The organism is Sphingomonas alba (assembly GCF_023516555.1).
GTDB classification, from domain to species: Bacteria; Pseudomonadota; Alphaproteobacteria; order Sphingomonadales; family Sphingomonadaceae; genus Sphingomicrobium; species Sphingomicrobium album.
The window spans coordinates 512,511-529,264 of sequence record NZ_JAMGBD010000001.1; the positions used below are offsets into that span (position 1 = coordinate 512,511).

General features: G+C 63.6%; 17 protein-coding genes. 8 read left to right on the forward strand and 9 right to left on the reverse strand.

Going from position 1 to position 16,754, the window contains the following annotated elements; genetic code table 11:
* Positions 1-206 precede the first annotated feature (206 nt).
* The 4 genes from LZ536_RS02640 (at position 207) to rsmA (ending at position 5,625) form a co-directional block, all read left to right on the forward strand.
* Positions 207-2,369, forward strand: a complete 2,163-nt coding sequence (locus tag LZ536_RS02640; protein WP_431357934.1) for an LPS-assembly protein LptD — start codon at positions 207-209, stop codon at positions 2,367-2,369.
* Between the two features lie 105 nt (positions 2,370-2,474).
* A complete protein-coding gene (locus LZ536_RS02645) occupies positions 2,475-3,779 on the forward strand; it encodes a peptidylprolyl isomerase (protein WP_249846751.1) in 1,305 nt (434 codons plus the stop codon).
* A 23-nt stretch (positions 3,780-3,802) separates the two neighbouring features.
* Positions 3,803-4,804, forward strand: a complete 1,002-nt coding sequence (pdxA, locus tag LZ536_RS02650) for a 4-hydroxythreonine-4-phosphate dehydrogenase PdxA (protein WP_249846752.1) — start codon at positions 3,803-3,805, stop codon at positions 4,802-4,804.
* Entirely contained in the window at positions 4,801-5,625 is an 825-nt protein-coding gene (rsmA, locus tag LZ536_RS02655) for a 16S rRNA (adenine(1518)-N(6)/adenine(1519)-N(6))-dimethyltransferase RsmA (RefSeq protein WP_249846753.1), read from the forward strand. Before pdxA ends, rsmA begins: the two co-directional genes overlap by 4 nt.
* Before the next feature lie 3 nt (positions 5,626-5,628).
* Here the strand turns inward: rsmA and LZ536_RS02660 are convergent, their stop codons facing one another.
* The 5 genes from LZ536_RS02660 to LZ536_RS02680 form a co-directional block, all read right to left on the reverse strand.
* A complete protein-coding gene (locus LZ536_RS02660; protein WP_249846754.1) occupies positions 5,629-6,126 on the reverse strand; it encodes a tetratricopeptide repeat protein in 498 nt (165 codons plus the stop codon).
* A 29-nt stretch (positions 6,127-6,155) separates the two neighbouring features.
* Entirely contained in the window at positions 6,156-7,331 is a 1,176-nt protein-coding gene (locus LZ536_RS02665) for an RsmB/NOP family class I SAM-dependent RNA methyltransferase (RefSeq protein ID WP_249846755.1), read from the reverse strand.
* 6 nt (positions 7,332-7,337) lie between these two features.
* Entirely contained in the window at positions 7,338-8,810 is a 1,473-nt protein-coding gene (gene guaB / locus LZ536_RS02670) for an IMP dehydrogenase (protein WP_249846756.1), read from the reverse strand.
* A gap of 41 nt (positions 8,811-8,851) precedes the next feature.
* Positions 8,852-9,808, reverse strand: coding sequence for a M20/M25/M40 family metallo-hydrolase (locus tag LZ536_RS02675; RefSeq protein ID WP_249846757.1), 957 nt, complete (start codon positions 9,806-9,808; stop codon positions 8,852-8,854).
* Positions 9,809-9,891: 83 nt separating this feature from the next.
* Positions 9,892-10,701: an HpcH/HpaI aldolase/citrate lyase family protein gene (locus tag LZ536_RS02680; RefSeq protein WP_348538803.1), complete on the reverse strand. Its 810-nt coding sequence runs from the start codon at positions 10,699-10,701 to the stop codon at positions 9,892-9,894.
* Between the two features lie 66 nt (positions 10,702-10,767).
* On the opposite strand from LZ536_RS02680, the gene LZ536_RS02685 reads away from it, so the two are divergent.
* The 4 genes from LZ536_RS02685 (at position 10,768) to LZ536_RS02700 (ending at position 14,794) form a co-directional block, all read left to right on the forward strand.
* Positions 10,768-11,769: an SPFH domain-containing protein gene (locus LZ536_RS02685; RefSeq protein ID WP_249846758.1), complete on the forward strand. Its 1,002-nt coding sequence runs from the start codon at positions 10,768-10,770 to the stop codon at positions 11,767-11,769.
* Positions 11,766-12,221, forward strand: a complete 456-nt coding sequence (locus LZ536_RS02690; RefSeq protein WP_249846759.1) for an NfeD family protein — start codon at positions 11,766-11,768, stop codon at positions 12,219-12,221. The genes LZ536_RS02685 and LZ536_RS02690 overlap by 4 nt, the downstream gene beginning before the upstream one ends.
* A gap of 16 nt (positions 12,222-12,237) precedes the next feature.
* Positions 12,238-14,112 (forward strand): DUF885 domain-containing protein, encoded by a 1,875-nt coding sequence (locus tag LZ536_RS02695; RefSeq protein ID WP_249846760.1) that lies wholly within the window; start codon positions 12,238-12,240, stop codon positions 14,110-14,112.
* A gap of 145 nt (positions 14,113-14,257) precedes the next feature.
* Positions 14,258-14,794 (forward strand): hypothetical protein, encoded by a 537-nt coding sequence (locus tag LZ536_RS02700; protein ID WP_249846761.1) that lies wholly within the window; start codon positions 14,258-14,260, stop codon positions 14,792-14,794.
* Here the strand turns inward: LZ536_RS02700 and LZ536_RS02705 are convergent.
* The 4 genes from LZ536_RS02705 to LZ536_RS02720 all read right to left on the reverse strand — a co-directional run bounded on the left by LZ536_RS02705 (position 14,791) and on the right by LZ536_RS02720 (position 16,726).
* A complete protein-coding gene (locus tag LZ536_RS02705; protein ID WP_249846762.1) occupies positions 14,791-15,366 on the reverse strand; it encodes a DUF4136 domain-containing protein in 576 nt (191 codons plus the stop codon). The genes LZ536_RS02700 and LZ536_RS02705 overlap by 4 nt on opposite strands.
* Positions 15,367-15,446: 80 nt before the next feature.
* Complete coding sequence (locus tag LZ536_RS02710) at positions 15,447-15,668, reverse strand: helix-turn-helix domain-containing protein (protein ID WP_249846763.1); 222 nt, start codon at positions 15,666-15,668, stop codon at positions 15,447-15,449.
* A complete protein-coding gene (locus LZ536_RS02715; RefSeq protein ID WP_249846764.1) occupies positions 15,668-16,189 on the reverse strand; it encodes a DUF2975 domain-containing protein in 522 nt (173 codons plus the stop codon). Before LZ536_RS02715 ends, LZ536_RS02710 begins: the two co-directional genes overlap by 1 nt.
* A 90-nt stretch (positions 16,190-16,279) precedes the next feature.
* Entirely contained in the window at positions 16,280-16,726 is a 447-nt protein-coding gene (locus LZ536_RS02720) for a hypothetical protein (RefSeq protein WP_249846765.1), read from the reverse strand.
* Positions 16,727-16,754 lie beyond the last annotated feature (28 nt).

Sequence of the window (16,754 nt, forward strand, 5' to 3'; positions counted from 1 at the left end):
CTTATGGGTAAAACGTGTTGCGCGCCCTTTAGGACGCGCTGCCGTCGATGCAAAGTATCGGCTGGCCGACATGGGTGATTGCCGCCTCGCGGACAAGGTGCAATAGCGTTGGCCTGAGGATCTAACGGGGTGGTGTTTCCAGCGTGAAAGCGACAAGTCTCAACTGGACGGCGCTTCCGCTCATTCTCGCCGCTTCAGCCCCGGCAATGGCTCAGGAGAACGCGCCAGCACCTGTCGCCGACAGTGCTGCCGTTGCGCCCGATGAACAGGTCATCGACTTCAGCGCCGACGCCGTAACCTACGATAGCGATGCCGACGTCATCACAGCCAGCGGCCGGGTCAGAATGAATCGAGACGGCAACTACCTAGCCGCCGACCAGGTAATTTGGTCACGCAAGACCGGCGAGGTCCGCGCGAACGGCAGCGTCGTGGTCATGACACCCCAGGGCGACAAGATCCTGGGCGACAATGTCGTCCTGACGGATACGCTTCGCGACGGGACCGTCGATAATCTGCTCGTGATCCTCGAAAGCGGCGGGCGCATCGCCGCCTCGAAGGGAACCCGCGTCAATGGCGAGAACATCCTGGAGCATGCGGTCTATTCGCCCTGCCCTGTGCTGACCCAGAACGGCTGCCCGAAGAGCCCGAGCTGGAAGATCGTTGCGGCCAGGGTGATCCAGGACCCGGTGACACAGCGGATCCGATTCCAGGGCGGCCGATTGCAGCTGTTCGGGCTTACTCTGCCGCTATTGCCGGTCTTCAGCATTGGGTCGAATGGCGAAGGCCAGACGGGCGCCCTGTTCCCGAATTTCGCCATTTCAAACACGAACGGGTTTGAGGTCGCCCTCCCCTATTACTGGCGGATCGCGCCCAACCAGGACCTGACGATCACTCCTCACATTTACACAAAGTCGCTTCCCGCGATTGAGGGCAAGTATCGCGCGCTCACCAGCCTTGGCGCCTTCCAGCTCGGCGGATTCCTTACCTATGGCGATGCCGAAGACCCTGATCCGGATGAGGTCGATCCGGAAAGCAAGGATCGGGTCCGCGGCTATTTCGAAGCCAATGGTCGGTTCCAATTGGACCCTTATTGGAGCGTCACAACGTCACTCCGGGCGGCGACCGACAAGACGGTGACGCGTCAGTACGACATCACGCGCGACGCCGAGCTAAGAAATTTCCTGGACGTCGAACGGATTAGCCCCAACAGCTATATCTCTATCGGCGGCTGGGCCTTCCAGGGCCTGCGGGTCGACGATCATCAGGATGAGATCCCGATCGCATTGCCGGCGATCGATGCCCGTTTCCTGCTCGGCGACCCAATTCTCGGCGGCAAAATTGAGCTCCAGGCGAACAGCCTCGCAATCCTTCGGATCGACGGGCAGGATACGCAGCGCGCTTTTGCGAGCGCCCGCTGGGACCTGCGCAAGCTCACGAAGATGGGCCAGGAGGTGACGTTTACGGCCTACGTGCGCGGCGACGTCTATCACAGCGACGAGAACGACGAGACGGACGTCCTGATCTACCGCGGCGACAACGGATGGCAGTATCGCGGTATTGCCGCCCTTGCCGCCGACATGAAATGGCCGCTCGTTGGTCCGGCCTTCGGCGGCACCCAGCGCCTCACGCCGCGCGTGCAAATGGTGCTGACGCCGCCGACCCCGAACCTGGAGATCCCGAACGAGGATGCCCGTTCCATCGATCTTGAGGATAGCAACCTGTTCGCCCTCAATCGTTTCCCCGGCTATGACCGCTGGGAAGACGGATCGCGCATCACCTATGGCGTCGAATGGGCGCTGGACCGGCCAAATGTCGCCATCGATACGGTCATCGGGCAAAGCTATCGTCTCACCCGTAATCCCGGAATCTTTCCGGAAGGCACCGGACTTACCGATCGCTGGTCTGACATCGTCGGCCGAACACGAATCCGCTTCGGCCGCTTTATCGACCTCACCCACCGGTTCCGGTTCGACAAGGACAATCTTGCCCCACGTCGCAACGAAGTCGACCTGACCGTCGGCACCGACCAGACCTATGCCCAGATCGGCTACCTGCGCCTCAATCGGAACATCAGCACCGCGGTCGAGGACTTGCGGGACAAGGAGGAACTGCGGCTCGCCGGGCGACTGAAGTTCGCACGCTACTGGTCAATCTTCGGAGCCACCGTCCTCGACCTCACCGACAAGAAGGAAGATCCCTTATCGCTGGCTGACGGCTACGAGCCGGTCCGCCATCGCCTGGGAATTACCTATGAAGATGAATGCCTTGAGCTTGGCCTTTCGTGGAAGCGCGACTATGAGCGCGTCGGCGAGTTCAAGAAGGGCAGCACCTTCGCGCTCCGATTCGCCTTGAAGGGAATCGGCCGCTAATCCGGCGTTCAGCGCGGCGCGCCTAACGCCTAATCAGACAATCGATTGAGCTAAAAGGAATTTCGAGGGGTGGCAGTGATTAGCAAATTCGCCAAGGCGGGGCCGATGACAGCGCTTTTGGCGCTCGGCGTAGCGGCCGCCAGTGCCGCAATAGCCCAGGACGAGGCCAGCAGCGTCAGTGCGTTGAAGTTGCCCGACAACCCCATCGTCTTCGGAACGGCTCTGCCCTCGGTTGTGAAGGCGACGGCCATCGTCAATGGCGAGGTCATTACCCAGACGGATATCGACCAGCGCGTAGCGCTGCTGGCCATCGCCAATGGCGGCAAGATACCAGCCGACGAGATCGAGCAGCTTCGCCAGCAGGTGCTTCGCAACCTGATCGACGAAACTCTGCAGATCCAGGCGGCGAAAGCCGCGGAGATCAACGTCACCGAGGCCGATATCGACAAGACGGTCAAGCGCGTTGCCGGCAACGTCAATCAGACACCCGAGCAGATGACTGACTACCTGAAGGCTAATGGTTCTTCGATGCGGTCCATCCGGCGCCAGATTCTCGGTGAGATCAGCTGGCGCCGCCTGCAGAGCGCCAAGATTGAAAGCGGAGTTAGCGTCGGCGACGATGAAGTGAAGGCGGTCATCGCCCGCATGGAAGCGTCCAAGGGTTCCGACGAGTATCGCGTCGGTGAGATTTACCTGTCCTCGAACGCGGGGAACCAGCAGCAGGCGACCGCCAACGCTAACCGAATCATGGAGCAACTGCGGCAGGGTGCGTCCTTCGTTGGTTATGCCCGCCAATATTCGGAAGCCTCGACCGCGGCGGTCGGGGGCGACCTCGGCTGGGTAAGGCCAGAGCAACTCCCCGACGAGCTAGCCAGCGCGGTGCGCGCAATGCAGCCGGGGCAGATCCGCATGGTCCAGGTGCCGGGCGGTATTTCCATCATCGCGGTACAGGACACACGCAAGGTGCTGACCGCGGACCCGCGCAACGCCCAGCTCAACCTCAAGCAAATCTCGGTGAACTTCCCGAAAGGCACGACAAAGGAGACGGCCGAGCCGATCGTCGCCCGTTTTGCCCAAGCAGCACAGGGTATTGGCGGCTGCGGCGGCGCCGAGAAAATGGCGTCGGACTTCAATGGCGAAGTCGTGCAATCCGACGGGGTCAAACTGCGGGATCTGCCGCCGGCGCTACAAGAAATGATGATGCCCATGCAGGTCGGCCAGGCGACCCGTCCCTTCGGTTCGCTCGATGAAGGTATTCGCGTGCTTGTTATCTGCGGCCGCGATGAAGTTACGCCCGACATGCCCACCTACGACCAGGTGCTGGCCCAGATGAACGAAGAGCGCGTGAACCTGCGTGCCCGCCGCTACCTGCGCGACTTGCGCCGCGATGCGGTTATCGACTTCCGCTAAGTGCAATTGCTAAGGGCGGGGCAATGAGCCCCGCCCCACTCCCTCCGCTCGCCGTTTCGCTCGGCGACCCGGCCGGAATCGGGCCGGAAGTGGTCGCCAAATGCTGGGACCATCGTTCGGCCTTCAACCTTCCCGCCTTTCTCGCCGTCGGCGACGCTCGCTCCCTGAGCGCCGTCTGGGACGGCCCGATCGTCACTATCGACGATCCGCGCGACGCCGATTCCGCCTTCGACGTAGGTTTGCCGATCTTCCATATTCCGGCCGGCGATGCCGATATCCCCGGCCAACCGAGTGTCGCCGGCGCGCATTGCTCGCTGGACGCCCTGGAGCTTGCGGTGGGCCTCGCCCGCTCCGGCTCGGCCTCGGCCGTCGTGACGGGACCGGTGAGCAAGCAACAGCTTTATTCAATCGGCTTCGTCCATCCCGGACAGACCGAGTTTGTCGCCGAGCGTTGCGGTGTGGCGTCCGAGAACGTGGCCATGATGCTGGCCGGGCCGACGCTGAGGACCGTGCCTGTCACGACCCATGTGCCGCTGCACGAAGTGCCGCGCCGCCTTAATCCGGGCCTGATTGAAGCCCGCGGTCGCGCCACTTTGCGCGGCCTGCAGCGCAACTTCGGAATTGCCGACCCGCGGCTCGCCATCTCCGCGCTTAATCCGCATGCCGGCGAGGGCGGCGCGCTTGGCAACGAAGAGCAAGACCTGATCAGGCCAGCGATCGATGCGCTTCGCGCCGAAGGCTGGCATGTGATGGGTCCTTTGTCCGCCGACACCATGTTCCACGAGGCGGCGAGGTCCCAATATGACGCCGCGCTCTGCATGTATCATGACCAGGCGCTGATCCCCTTGAAGGCTCTGCATTTCGAGGAAGGCGTCAACATCACCTTGGGCCTGCCGATCGTGCGGACGGCGCCCGACCACGGAACGGCGTTCGACATCGCCGGTGAGGATCGGGCCGACCCGCGAGCCATGGCGGCGGCGATCCGCATGGCGGCGAGCTGTGCCGCCCACCGAGCCGCGGCATGAGCGAGCGCGCGGCGGAACCGCTGCGCGACGTCATCGCCCGCCACGGACTGCAGGCGGCCAAATCGCTAGGGCAGAATTTCATCCTGGACCGGCAGTTGCTGGCACGAATTGCGGCCATTCCGGGCGACCTGACCGGCGCCCCGGTCTATGAGGTAGGCCCCGGGCCGGGCGGCCTGACGCGGGCCCTGCTGGATGCGGGCGCCAATGTGGTGGCCGTCGAGCGCGACCGCCGCTGCCTGCCGGCACTGGCCGAGCTCGAAAGCGAATATTCCGGCAAGCTGCGGGTCATTGAGGGCGACGCCTTGGAAATCGACGGGCAATCGGAGGTTGCCGAGGGTGCGCATATCGTTGCGAACCTGCCCTACAACGTCGGGACCGCACTCCTCCTGCGATGGCTGGGCGACGAGAGCTGGCCACCGTGGTGGCGCTCTTTGACGTTGATGTTCCAGCGGGAAGTCGCGGAGCGGATCGTGGCCGCTCCTAACAGCGAGCACTACGGACGCCTTTCCGTCGCCGCGCAATGGCGGAGCGAAGCCCGGATCGTCATGAACGTTCATCGCTCCGCTTTCGTCCCGCCGCCCAAAGTAACCTCGGCGGTGGTTCACATCGCGCCAATCGCCGCGCCCAAAGGCTTGAGCGGCAAGGTCATGGAGCAGGTCACGGCCGCTGCGTTCGGCCAGCGACGCAAGATGCTGAGGCAGAGTCTAAAGGGACTGCCGGGCGCTTTGGAGGCTCTCGATCGGCTGGGAATCGACCCGCAACGGCGGGCCGAGACGCTCGGCGTCGCGGACTATGTGGCGCTGGCGCGCGAACTCAGCTGAGCTTTAGTTCTTCTTCGGGGTGCCGGCTGGGGGCTTGGCCTGCGCCAGGGTCGGGCCGCGAGTGATGGCTGCGTTGAGCTCTGCAAGTTGCGGGCAGCCCGACGCGCAGACCTTCTGCAGCTTGGCGAGGACTTCCTTGGCGCGCGCGTCGGCGCCCAATTCAACCATCGCCGTGCCCTGAACCGACAAAGCGTCACGGTCGGTCGGCTCCAGCTGCAAGGCCTTGTTGGTGAGGCGGATCGCCTGGCCGAACAGTTTCTGTTTCATCGCCACGCGGGCCATGGTAACGAAGGCGCCGCGGTTACGGGGATCGACGGCGAGCGCGGTCTCGAGCGCATCATCCGCTTCCATCAGCTTGCCGGCGGCAAACGCGGCCTCGCCCTTTTGCTGGAATTCGATCGACTTCGGCGCGATCTGGTTATCGGGCTTCTGGCCGATCACCGGCACCGCGAACGAAGACGCGGCGAGGCCGAGGGCAAGAACAACAGGGGACAAGCGCATCAAAATCTCCAGTAGGTCTCGCCGGCCGCTTAGCACGAGCGCCCAAGCCGCGCGACGAAAAAGCCGTCCGTGCCGTCATGGGCCGGCGTGAGCAGGCGCCCATCGCCGTCCTTGCGGCCGAACGAACCAAGCGCATCCTGCGCCAACCAAGATGAATGGCGCCCTAAGAAAGCCGCAACCTGATCGGCGCCTTCGGCGGCGATGATCGAACATACGGCGTAAACCAGGGTTCCGCCCGGCTTCACGAGCGGCGCGGCGATGTCGAGCAGGCGCGCCTGAAGTTTTGTGACTCGCTGAAGCCGTTCCGCTGTCAGCCGCCAGCGTCCTTCGGGGTTGCGGCGCCAGGTGCCGCTACCTGAGCAAGGCGCGTCGACGAGCACGACGTCGGCCTGTCCGTCGAGGTCGGCCAGTTGCTGAGCTTCGCGGCCGCCGTCGAGGAGGCGGATACCGATTCTTGCCACGGCCCGCTCTGCACGAGGCTCCAAGTTGGAAAGCCGTGCGCGATTGGTGTCGCAGGCGAGGATATGCGCGTCGGGGGCTGCCGCGGCGAGTGCCAGCGACTTGCCGCCGGCACCAGCACATAGGTCCAGGATGTTCGTACTGCCCTGCGGATCGCAGGCGAGCGCGATCAATTGGCTGCCCTCGTCCTGCACTTCCACGAGACCTTCGGCGAATGCGGCGTGCTGATCGACATGGCTGTCGGGCGGGAGGCGAATGCCCCATGGGCTCAGCGCAGTCGGCTCGGCGCCCTCGAATGCTTCGACCATTGCCTGCCGCGTCGTGCGCGCCACGTTGACGCGCAGGTCCAGTGGCGCCCGTTCGAGCAGCGCCGGAAATTCGTCCGCCGTCACCAGCGGCGACAATTGGCTTTGAAGCCATGCGGGAACGAGGCTCCCCTCAGCGCCTTCCTCATCGCCAATCGGCGGCGGACCATGCGCGGAGCCGTCGAACGATGACGTCAGCTCCGCATCCTCGCTCGCCAGCCCAATCATGGCCTTCCGGCCTGCGTTTGGGCGCTCGCCGGAGCGGCGGATGGCGCGGAACACGAGGTCGCGGACGGCGCGGCGGTCTTTTGAGCCCGCATAGCGCCGCGCTTTGAAATAGCGGGTGACGATGGCGTCCGCAGGCGGCCCGTCATTGCGCGTCGAGGCAATGACCTCGTCGAGGATTTCGATTGCCGCCTGGACCCGCGCCGAAGGCGTCATGGCCGCCTACCGCGTCGGGTAATTGGGCGCTTCCCGGGTGATCGCGACGTCGTGGACATGGCTTTCGGAAAGACCCGCGTTGGTGATGCGGACGAAGCGCGCGCGTTTCTGCAGGTCGTCGATGGTCGGGGAGCCGGTGTAGCCCATGGCGGCCTTCACTCCGCCGACCAGCTGGTGGATGATGTCGCGGACATGGCCCTTGTAAGGCACGCGCCCTTCGATTCCTTCCGGCACCAGCTTCAGATGATCCCTGATGTCCTGCTGGAAATAGCGGTCGGCCGAGCCCCGCGCCATCGCGCCCACCGAGCCCATGCCGCGGTAGCTCTTGTAGGCGCGGCCCTGGTACAGGAAGGTCTCGCCCGGTGCTTCCTCCGTGCCGGCAAGCAGGGATCCCACCATGACGGTCGAGGCGCCGGCCGCCAGCGCCTTGGCAATATCGCCGCTGGTACGGATACCGCCGTCGGCGATGATCGGGACGCCATTCGCCGCCTTGGTTGCCGCCATGATTGCGGTGAGTTGCGGCACCCCGACGCCAGCGACGATCCGCGTCGTGCAGATCGAGCCGGGCCCGATTCCAACTTTGACCGCATCGGCACCGGAATCGATCAGCGCCCGCGTTGCTTCGGCGGTGGCGACATTGCCTGCGACGATCTGGACGCTGTTCGACAGGCCTTTTACGCGCTCGACGGCGACGGCAACGTCGCGATTGTGGCCGTGCGCAGTGTCGATGACGATGCAGTCGCAGCCCGCGTCGATGAGCGCGGCCGAGCGCTCGAATCCGGCATCGCCAACTGTGGTGGCGGCGGCGACGCGGAGGCGCCCGTCGAGGTCCTTGGTCGCGAGCGGTGAAGCCACCGACTTTTCGATGTCCTTCACCGTGATGAGGCCGACGCAATGGTCCTGCTCATCGACGACGAGCAATTTCTCGATTCGGCGCTGGTGGAGAATCCGCTGGGCCTCTTCCTGGCCAGTGCCGATGCCGACCTTTGCGAGATTATCGCGGGTCATCAATTCGCTGACCGGCTGCTTCGGGTTCTCGGCGAAACGGACGTCCCGATTGGTGAGGATGCCTGCCAGCCTGCCCGATTTCTCGACAATCGGGATGCCGCTGATCTTGTTTGCGGCCATCAGCTCCAGTGCATCTGCCAGCGTCTGGTCCGGCGTCATGGTGATCGGATTGACAACCATGCCCGATTCGAAGCGCTTCACGGCACGAACCGCCGCGACTTGCGCGTCGACATCCATGTTGCGGTGGAGGACGCCGATGCCGCCGAGGTGCGCCATCGCAATCGCCATGTCCGCGTCGGTCACGGTGTCCATCGCCGACGACAGGATCGGGATGCGCAAGGGGATCTCGCGGGTCAGAAAGCTGCGCGTGTCAGCCTGGCTGGGCAGGACGCTGGATTCGCACGGCTGGAGCAGCACGTCGTCGAAAGTGAGACCCAGCGGAATTTCGGGAACGTCGAGAAGGTCGGCCATATCGGCCCATGCCAAGGTTCGGCCGATTCGCCAAGGCCTCCCTACTTCTCCAGGTGCGGGACCTGGGCAAAAGTCGGTAACAGCGATCGCGATGCCGCACGGCGAACCAGTTCGACATGAAGGTTGGCGTCGTCCACCGCGCCGCCAAGATCTGTGTCGAGCCGCAACTCGTCCTTTGGCCCATGATAGGCGCTGCCAAAAAAGGCCTCGAGCAGCTTCAGGTCGCTGAAGCTGCCGCCCGCCATGATCATCGGAACGCCGCGTTCCGCCAGCGCCCAGCCGTCCTGCCGCTTGATGAAGGGTTGCGCTTCCCTGTCAGGGTCGAATGGCCGACCGACCGCCTTCGCCGCATCGCGGACCAATTGTTCAAGCGGTGACTTGTCGGGGGCAACGATCGCCACGGGCGCGCCCTTTGGTGCGATTGCAATCGTATCCAGGTTGAAGCCGGCGACGATGCTTGTCAGCGGCACTGGCGGATTGGCAGCGAAGGCCTTGGCCCCCAGCAGTCCCCATTCCTCCCCGCTGGTCGCAACGAGCCAGACGTCACGGTCCAGGCCCATTTTCGCCACCCGCTCGGCAACTGCGATCAACGCGGCAACTCCGCTGGCATTATCGACGGCGCCGTTGCAGATTCGGTCTGGCGCACCTTCGGGTTCGCAAATCCCCAAATGGTCGTAGTGCGCCATGACGACCACTACACGGCCGTCCGACGCCTTGCCTGGCACGCGTCCGACGACATTATAGGCTGTGAACGGGCCCTGTTTGTTGAGTTGCTCAAGGAAGTAGAGCTGGCCGGACGGCATTTGCGCGGAAGCGGCGGGCAGGTCCTTTGGCTTGCGATCGATTGTGAACGGCTGTCGAAAGCCGCCAGCCGGCGATTTCAGTCCGGCACGACGAAACCGGTCCGCAATATAGGCTGCAGCTTTGTCTGCCCCCGGAGTTCCGGCGCGACGTCCCTCAAAGTCGTCGCTGGCCAGTACGCCGATTGCCTGGCGCATCTCTGTTTCATCGATGATTGTCGGTGGGGAAATCTGAGGAGTGGCACATGCGCTTAAGGCCAGGAACAACGGCAACAGCTTCTTCATCGACGCTCCAATATCCGCTGCGCAGTTTCAACATGCATCCGCTCGATCATTTCCCCTTCGAAGCGCTCGGCCCCGCCGGTTGCCGCCGCGACCAGCCTCTCGGCGCGAGCGACCTCCTCCTCGCTCGGCGCGAAGGCCGCGTTGCACAACGGAATCTGGCGCGGGTGGATCAGCGACTTGCCGTCAAAGCCATGGATGCGCCCTTCATGGGCTTCGGAGGTGAACCCCTCGTCATCCTCGAGTGAATTGAACACGCCATCGAAGGCGGCGATGCCGGCTGCTCTGGCGGCGATGATGATCATCTGAAGCGCCATGTGCAGCGGGCGCCGCCCGGCCCCCGGCGGCAAATGGAGATCGGCAGACAGGTCATTGGTACCCGCGATCAGCGCCGACGCCTCGCGAGCAGTCTCGTGGATGGCGACAAGCCCCTTGGCCGTCTCGATCATCGCCAAGACCGGCTTGCCCGTCTGGTTGCGGACGAAGGCGACTTCCTCCTTGCCAACGGCGCGCGGCACAACGATCGCGCTCGGGCTGGACGTCATAACCGCTACCATGTCTTCGCCGTGCCACTCACTGTGCTGCGAATTGATGCGGACGGCGACCGGCATCCGCCAATCCTGCCCGAGCGCTTCGACGGCGGCTGCCCTCGCGGCGACCTTGTCCGCGGGTTTCACTGCATCTTCGAGATCGAGGATCACCAGATCGGCCTCACTCTCACGCGCATGCATGATGGCGCGCGGATTGCTGGCCGGTAGGAAGAGCAGTGACCTGAGGGCGAACAGGTCGATCTTGGAATCCGGGATCACGATACCGATTTCCCTTCCCTCTGGCCTGTCGCCTCTGCATCATGTCGCCAGAACTGGGGGAAGAACATGGAATATTTCCTGATCGCGGTTGCCGCTCTCGTGCTGCTCGTCGTGATGATGAGCGTCAAGATCGTCAGCCAGGGTTATCGTTACACGATCGAGCGGTTCGGGCGTTTCGTCCGCGTCGCCGAACCCGGCCTCAACCTGGTGACGCCGTTCGTCTATCGGGTCGGACGAAAAATCAACATGATGGAGCAGGTCGTCGACATTCCCGGCCAGGAGATCATTACCAAGGACAATGCCATGGTGGCGGTCGACGGTGTGGTGTTCTTCCAGGTCATCGACGCAGCGAAAGCGGCCTATGAGGTCAGCGACCTCTATACCGCCCTTATGGCACTTTCGACCACCAACCTGCGGACGGTCATGGGCTCGATGGATCTCGACGAAACCCTGTCCAAGCGTGACGAGATCAACGCCCGGCTGCTTGCCGTGGTCGACCATGCGACCGAGCCGTGGGGGGTCAAGATCACGCGCGTCGAACTGAAGGACATCCGGCCGCCATCCGATATCGTCAACGCAATGACCCGGCAGATGAAGGCGGAGCGCGAGAAGCGCGCGGCGATCCTTGAATCGGAAGGCATGCGCCAGTCGGAAATCCTCCGGGCCGAGGGCGAGAAGCAGGCCAAGATCCTTCAGGCCGAAGGCCTTAAGGAAGCGGCCTTCCGCGAAGCGGAATCGCGCGAGCGGGCAGCACAGGCCGAAGCCAATGCGACCAAGTCCGTCAGCGACGCGATCGAAGGCGGCAGCACGCAGGCGATCAATTACTTCATTGCCCAAAAATATGTCGAAGCGATCGGCAAGTTCGCGACCTCGCCCAATGCAAAGACCATCCTGTTCCCGGTCGAGGCGACTCAGCTGATGGGCACGCTCGGCGGCATCGGCGAGCTGGCGAAGGAAGCTTTGGGCGATGTGAAAACCAAGGCCCCGACCCAGCAGAAGTCCAAGGCAGAAACCGCCGGTCGCGGCGCACTTCCCGGCATTCCAGGCGTGCCGCGGATCGAGGGATGATGTTCGGGCTACATCCCGGCTGGCTGTGGGCGATCGCCGGAGTCCTGCTGCTGATTGCAGAGGTCATCGCCCCAGGCTTCTTCCTGGTGTTCATCGGCGCGGCGGCGATTGCCACCGGCCTGTTCACCGTCCTGTTCGACCTCGGGATTGCGCCTCAGATCGGCCTGTTCATCATCTATGCGGCGCTATTCGTGCTGGTGTTCAAGCGCTGGTACGGCCAGTCGGACGGGCCAGCCGCCGACCCGCTTTTGAACGACCGTGCCGCCCGGCTCGTTGGCCGCAGCGTCACTGTCGTCGAGGCGGTGGACGAGCATGGCGGCCGGGTTCGCGTCGGCGACGGCGAATGGAGCGCTCGGGGTGGACCTGCAGCGCCCGGCGACCGGGTCCGGGTTGCGTCCGTCGAGGGCAATTGCCTGATCGTCGAAAGGGGGGCTACGCTGCCGGCGACCTGACCGCAGGAGCGTTAGCGTGAACCAAAACACCCTTACCCGTCGTGAGATTCTGGCGAGCCTGGGCGCGAGTGGCGCCGTGGTCGGCCTTGCGGGTTGCACAGCCAGCGCGCCCATTCGCGCAGGCATGCCGGTTCCCAGCATGACGAGCGAGGCTGAAGCCAGCCTCCTTCTCGACTCCATCGCCGAAAACCTCCTTGCATTGCAGCCGGAGTCGGCAACGTCGCTGGGCGTCGATAAGGGGCCGCGCGCGGCGTTGCGCTCCAAGCTTGGCGACCGCAGCCAAGCGGGACAAGATCGTATCGAGGCCGTCTTGCGCGCCGACCTAGCTCGCGCCGAAGCCATGGATGTCTCCACCCTCTCTCATTCGACCCGAACGAGCGTCGAAGTCGTCCGCAGCGCCTATCGCACCGCGCTCGAAGGCTTGGCTCTGCCCTATGGCGACGTTGCCGTCGGCAGCTGGCGCAACACGCCTTATGTCGTCATCCAGAATGTCGGCGCCTATCTCGACACGCCGCGCTTTCTCGACAGCGACCACCCGATCGATAACGCGGCCGACGCCGAGGCCTATATCGCCCGCCTCGAAGCCTATCCTGTCGAACTTAGCGGCGAGCTCGGCCGCATCCGCGACGCCCGCGGCAAGGGCCTGGTCCCGCCCGCCTTCCTCATCGACAAGGCGATCGCCCAGATGGAGACCAGCCTGAAGGGCGCCCGTGATGGCGGGGGCCTGGTGGAATCCATTGAGCGGCGAACCCGCGAGAAGAATATCCCCGGCAATTGGGCGGGCCGCGCCCGCGCCATTACCCAACAGAAGGTCGCGCCGGCACTGGAGCGCCAGATCGCCGAGCTTCGCACGCAACGGCAGACCGCGAGCATGGATGCGGGTATGTGGGCGCGGCCGGGTGGCGAAGCCTTCTATCGCTGGGCGCTCAAGGCCTCGACGACGACGACCATGACGCCGGACCAGGTGCACCAGATGGGTCTTCAGCAGCTGGCCGAGCTGCAGGGCCGCATGGACCCGATCCTGAAGAAGCTCGGTTACACGCAGGGCTCGGTGGGTGCGCGAATGCAGGCGCTGGCCAAGGACCCGCGCTACAAGTTCAGCGAGGGCGACAAGGGCCGCGCCGAGATCATGGCCTATATCCAGGACTGGCTGGGCAAGTTCCGCACCCGCTTGCCCGACGCCTTCCGCACGCTGGTTCGCGGCAATCTGGAAGTAAAGCGCCTGCCGCCCGAGGAAGAGCCGGGCGCTCCCGGAGCCTATGGTGGCGCCGGATCGATCGACGGCAGCATCCCGGGCAAGTTCTGGATCAACCTGCGCTCGACCGATTTGCACTCGAAATACAGCCTGCCCGACCTCGCCGCGCATGAGGCGATCCCGGGCCACGTCTGGCAGGGCGAATACGCCAATCAGCTGCCGATGATCCGTACCTTGCTCGCCTTCAATGCCTATTCCGAAGGCTGGGCGCTTTATGCCGAGCAATTGATGGACGAGCTTGGCGCCTATGACGATTTCGAAGTGGGGCGGCTGGGCTTTCTTCAGTCCCTCGCCTTTCGCGCAGTGCGGCTCGTCGTCGACACCGGCATCCATGCCAAGAAGTGGACCCGCGAGCAGGGCGTGCAATTCTTCGTTGAGCGCAACGGCTCCAACCCGCTGGAGGTCGCGAGCGAAGTTGATCGTTACTGCAGCTGGCCGGGTCAGGCCTGCGGCTACAAGATCGGCCATACCGAGATCGTTCGCCAGCGCACGCGCGCCAGACAAGAGCTAGGTGGCCGCTTCGACCTGCGCGACTATGACGATGCCGTCGTCAAGGGCGGCAACGTGCCGATGGACGTGCTGGCCAAGAACGTAAGCGAATATATCGCGACGGCGAAGCGCGCTGCCGCAGCCTAGCCGCGTCCCGCCCCAGCCTGTCGAGCCATTTACATCCATCCGAAGACTAGAATCTTCGTCCTGTCGATTTGAGGCGGGGTCGCGTTTGCGCCTTGTGAGCGTTCACGGCATGCAATACCGCTCCGGTCGGTCGACAGGGGTTTGCATGCGGGTTCTGGCAACATCAGGACTTTTGGCATTGGCCGTCGCATCCGCGGCGATCGCCGACTCGCCGTTCACGCATCGCGACGGAAGCGACGAGGGCGACTCAATCCTGCCGATCACGTCCTATCCATTGGGCCAGTCCCAGGTCGTCTCCGAGTCCATGGCGCGCAACGTCCAGATGTACTGGATCCAACGAGACATGTGCGAACAGATGGGCTGCCTGATCATCCGGAACGAAGCGAAGAACTACAAAGTCGCGGACTTCAGGATCGAGCTGGTCGACCGTGACGGATCATCGCGCTGGAGCAGGAACCAGCTTCTCCATCCGCTGCTGCCGACGGAGAGCGTGGTCCGTCTCAAGGTGGCGCCGGCGGAAACCTGTGCGCGCCAGATCAAATTCATTCTCCAGCACCGCAAGACCAAGGAAAAGCTGGAGCTAGCGGGAACCACGGACTTCTGCCCGTCGCCTCATGCAACCAATATGATCCGCATCAACGTCAAGTCGCCGGAAGTCACCGTCGAGGACGTCAAAAACTAGTAGCTTGTCCCCGTGCGGGCGGCCGTCTGTGGCGGGAATTGCGCCAGCACCTTGGCAACCGCCTCGTCCAGGCGGGAATAATCGACACGACCGGAATAGCTGTCTCGCTTCACGACGCCGTGCCACGCCGGCTGGTGGGTCTTGCCGTCATAGACGTCGATGATGATGCTGCGCTCGGTCACGGTGTAGATGTCGGGGTAATAAGGCCCCCAGCCACCCCAACCTCCCCAGCCGCCCCAACCGGCCCAGCCACGCCAGCTTCCCCAGCCCGGGCCGACCCAGCCGTAGCCGTCATCGTCTGCCTCGATCCGGTCCCGCTCGCCGACCGTGAAGGTGATGGCGAAGTCGGCCTGGTCCGCCTGGGTATAGCCGCGGGCCGCCAGGTTGCGGTCGATCGAGTCCTTCACGCGGCGGAACATCAACGGGTTCATCCCGCGCGGAGCTTCGCTCGGAAGCCAGGTGTAAGTTCGGTAGGAAGCGATCGGGATCGCCGGGTCAAAATCGGTCTGGACGTTGTGATATTCACAAGCCGTCAGCAATAAAAACGCACCAACCAAGGGAAATGCGCGCATAGCTACTCTCCCGCATGATGGCGAACATGCGCCACCCCCTGCCCGGCCTCTATACAGGAATGCACCGACCGACGCGAGACTCAGTCGCTGGAATCGCCGCCCTCTTCGAACTGCAGCAGGTCGCCCGGCTGGCAGCTTAGCGCTCGGCAGATCGCATCCAGGGTGGAGAAGCGGATTGCGCGGGCCTTGCCGGTCTTGAGGATCGAGAGGTTGGCAAGCGTGAGGTCGACCTTCTCGGCGAGCTCGGTCAATGTCATCCGCCGTTCGTGGAGCAGGTCGTCGAGCCGGACGCCGATAGCCATCAAACGGTCCCTTGCAGGTCGGCGCGCATCACGGTGCCTTCCGCAAAGACTCGGGCGAGAATGAAGGCGAAAAGGATGGCCACCCAGCTGCTGACAGAAAAACCGGCCTCCAGGTGGATGGGTTGCTCCGGTGTCGAGATAGCCTTGCCGATTGCCCCGATGATGATGCTGATGATCTGCATGCCGACCATGATCCAGGCAATCGCGTGCAGTCGGTAGGCATTGGCGGCAACGAACGGATCGCCCTCGCGCACGGTGTCCACCATGGCGACAAGCCGCTTGAGTACCATGTAGTTGAACCCGATCACGACCAGGCCGAGCGCCGCAATCGCCTGCAGCCCCGGCAAGATGCCTCGGATGGGATGGCCTGTGGTTACTCCGAGGGCAGTCAGCGTCCATTCGTGAGCAAACAAGGTTCCGCACAGGATTGCGAAGATGCAGATCCCCCAGACCCAGTTGAGAACGATGAGGATGCGCAGGACGACCGAAGCGATCGGCAGAGCAGCGGTTTGGTGTGACATCGGCTTGCCCCTAACGACTCGAAATATCGATAAACGATAATCTCTTTATCGATATACGGCAAGGTAGATTATCGTTTTTCGATATATCTCCTATGGCAACACCGACAGGTCCGGTTTGACGAAATGGCGCCGTGCCTCGACCGAGAACAGCCGCTCGCCGCTGTAGAACCGCAGCGGCCAATCGCGCCGCCCCATGGGTGAGAGTAGCAGTTCGTTGACCAGTTCGTGGAGCGGTTCGTCAGGATCAGCTTCGGCCAAGAACAGCCGCACGCCATGCAGGAAGGTTCGCGTAATCGTCTCGTGATATCCCTGCGTGTCGTCGTTCACGCCGCCGACGCTCTCGTTATAGCGGCGGATGATGCCGGGCAGCTCACTGTCCAGGTCGATGTCGGTGCGGCGCGCTACCAAGTACGTAGACGCGGCAAGATGAGCTTCGTGGGTCCAATCCTCGCGCGGCAGGGTGCGCGCAAGCAGCCCCTCGCCGATGCGGACAATCGCATCGTCGCTGGTGAATAGACGGGGTCGGTATTCGGTCATTTCGATCGGGCTTTCTCATTCGAGGCCC

Bases quoted from the DNA above. Each gene is read 5' to 3' on its own strand.
- LZ536_RS02710 (WP_249846763.1), bottom strand. From the start codon at position 15,668: ATGGCTATCGGCGTCCGGCTCGACGACCTGCTCCACGAACGGCGGATG.
- LZ536_RS02715 (WP_249846764.1), bottom strand. From the start codon at position 16,189: ATGTCACACCAAACCGCTGCTCTGCCGATCGCTTCGGTCGTCCTGCGC.
- guaB (WP_249846756.1), bottom strand. From the start codon at position 8,810: ATGGCCGACCTTCTCGACGTTCCCGAAATTCCGCTGGGTCTCACTTTC.
- LZ536_RS02720 (WP_249846765.1), bottom strand. From the start codon at position 16,726: ATGACCGAATACCGACCCCGTCTATTCACCAGCGACGATGCGATTGTC.
- LZ536_RS02700 (WP_249846761.1), top strand. From the start codon at position 14,258: ATGCGGGTTCTGGCAACATCAGGACTTTTGGCATTGGCCGTCGCATCC.
- LZ536_RS02640 (WP_431357934.1), top strand. From the start codon at position 207: ATGGCTCAGGAGAACGCGCCAGCACCTGTCGCCGACAGTGCTGCCGTT.
- LZ536_RS02685 (WP_249846758.1), top strand. From the start codon at position 10,768: ATGGAATATTTCCTGATCGCGGTTGCCGCTCTCGTGCTGCTCGTCGTG.
- LZ536_RS02645 (WP_249846751.1), top strand. From the start codon at position 2,475: ATGACAGCGCTTTTGGCGCTCGGCGTAGCGGCCGCCAGTGCCGCAATA.
- LZ536_RS02675 (WP_249846757.1), bottom strand. From the start codon at position 9,808: ATGCGCCAGGCAATCGGCGTACTGGCCAGCGACGACTTTGAGGGACGT.
- LZ536_RS02665 (WP_249846755.1), bottom strand. From the start codon at position 7,331: ATGACGCCTTCGGCGCGGGTCCAGGCGGCAATCGAAATCCTCGACGAG.
- LZ536_RS02690 (WP_249846759.1), top strand. From the start codon at position 11,766: ATGATGTTCGGGCTACATCCCGGCTGGCTGTGGGCGATCGCCGGAGTC.
- pdxA (WP_249846752.1), top strand. From the start codon at position 3,803: ATGAGCCCCGCCCCACTCCCTCCGCTCGCCGTTTCGCTCGGCGACCCG.
- LZ536_RS02660 (WP_249846754.1), bottom strand. From the start codon at position 6,126: ATGCGCTTGTCCCCTGTTGTTCTTGCCCTCGGCCTCGCCGCGTCTTCG.
- rsmA (WP_249846753.1), top strand. From the start codon at position 4,801: ATGAGCGAGCGCGCGGCGGAACCGCTGCGCGACGTCATCGCCCGCCAC.
- LZ536_RS02705 (WP_249846762.1), bottom strand. From the start codon at position 15,366: ATGCGCGCATTTCCCTTGGTTGGTGCGTTTTTATTGCTGACGGCTTGT.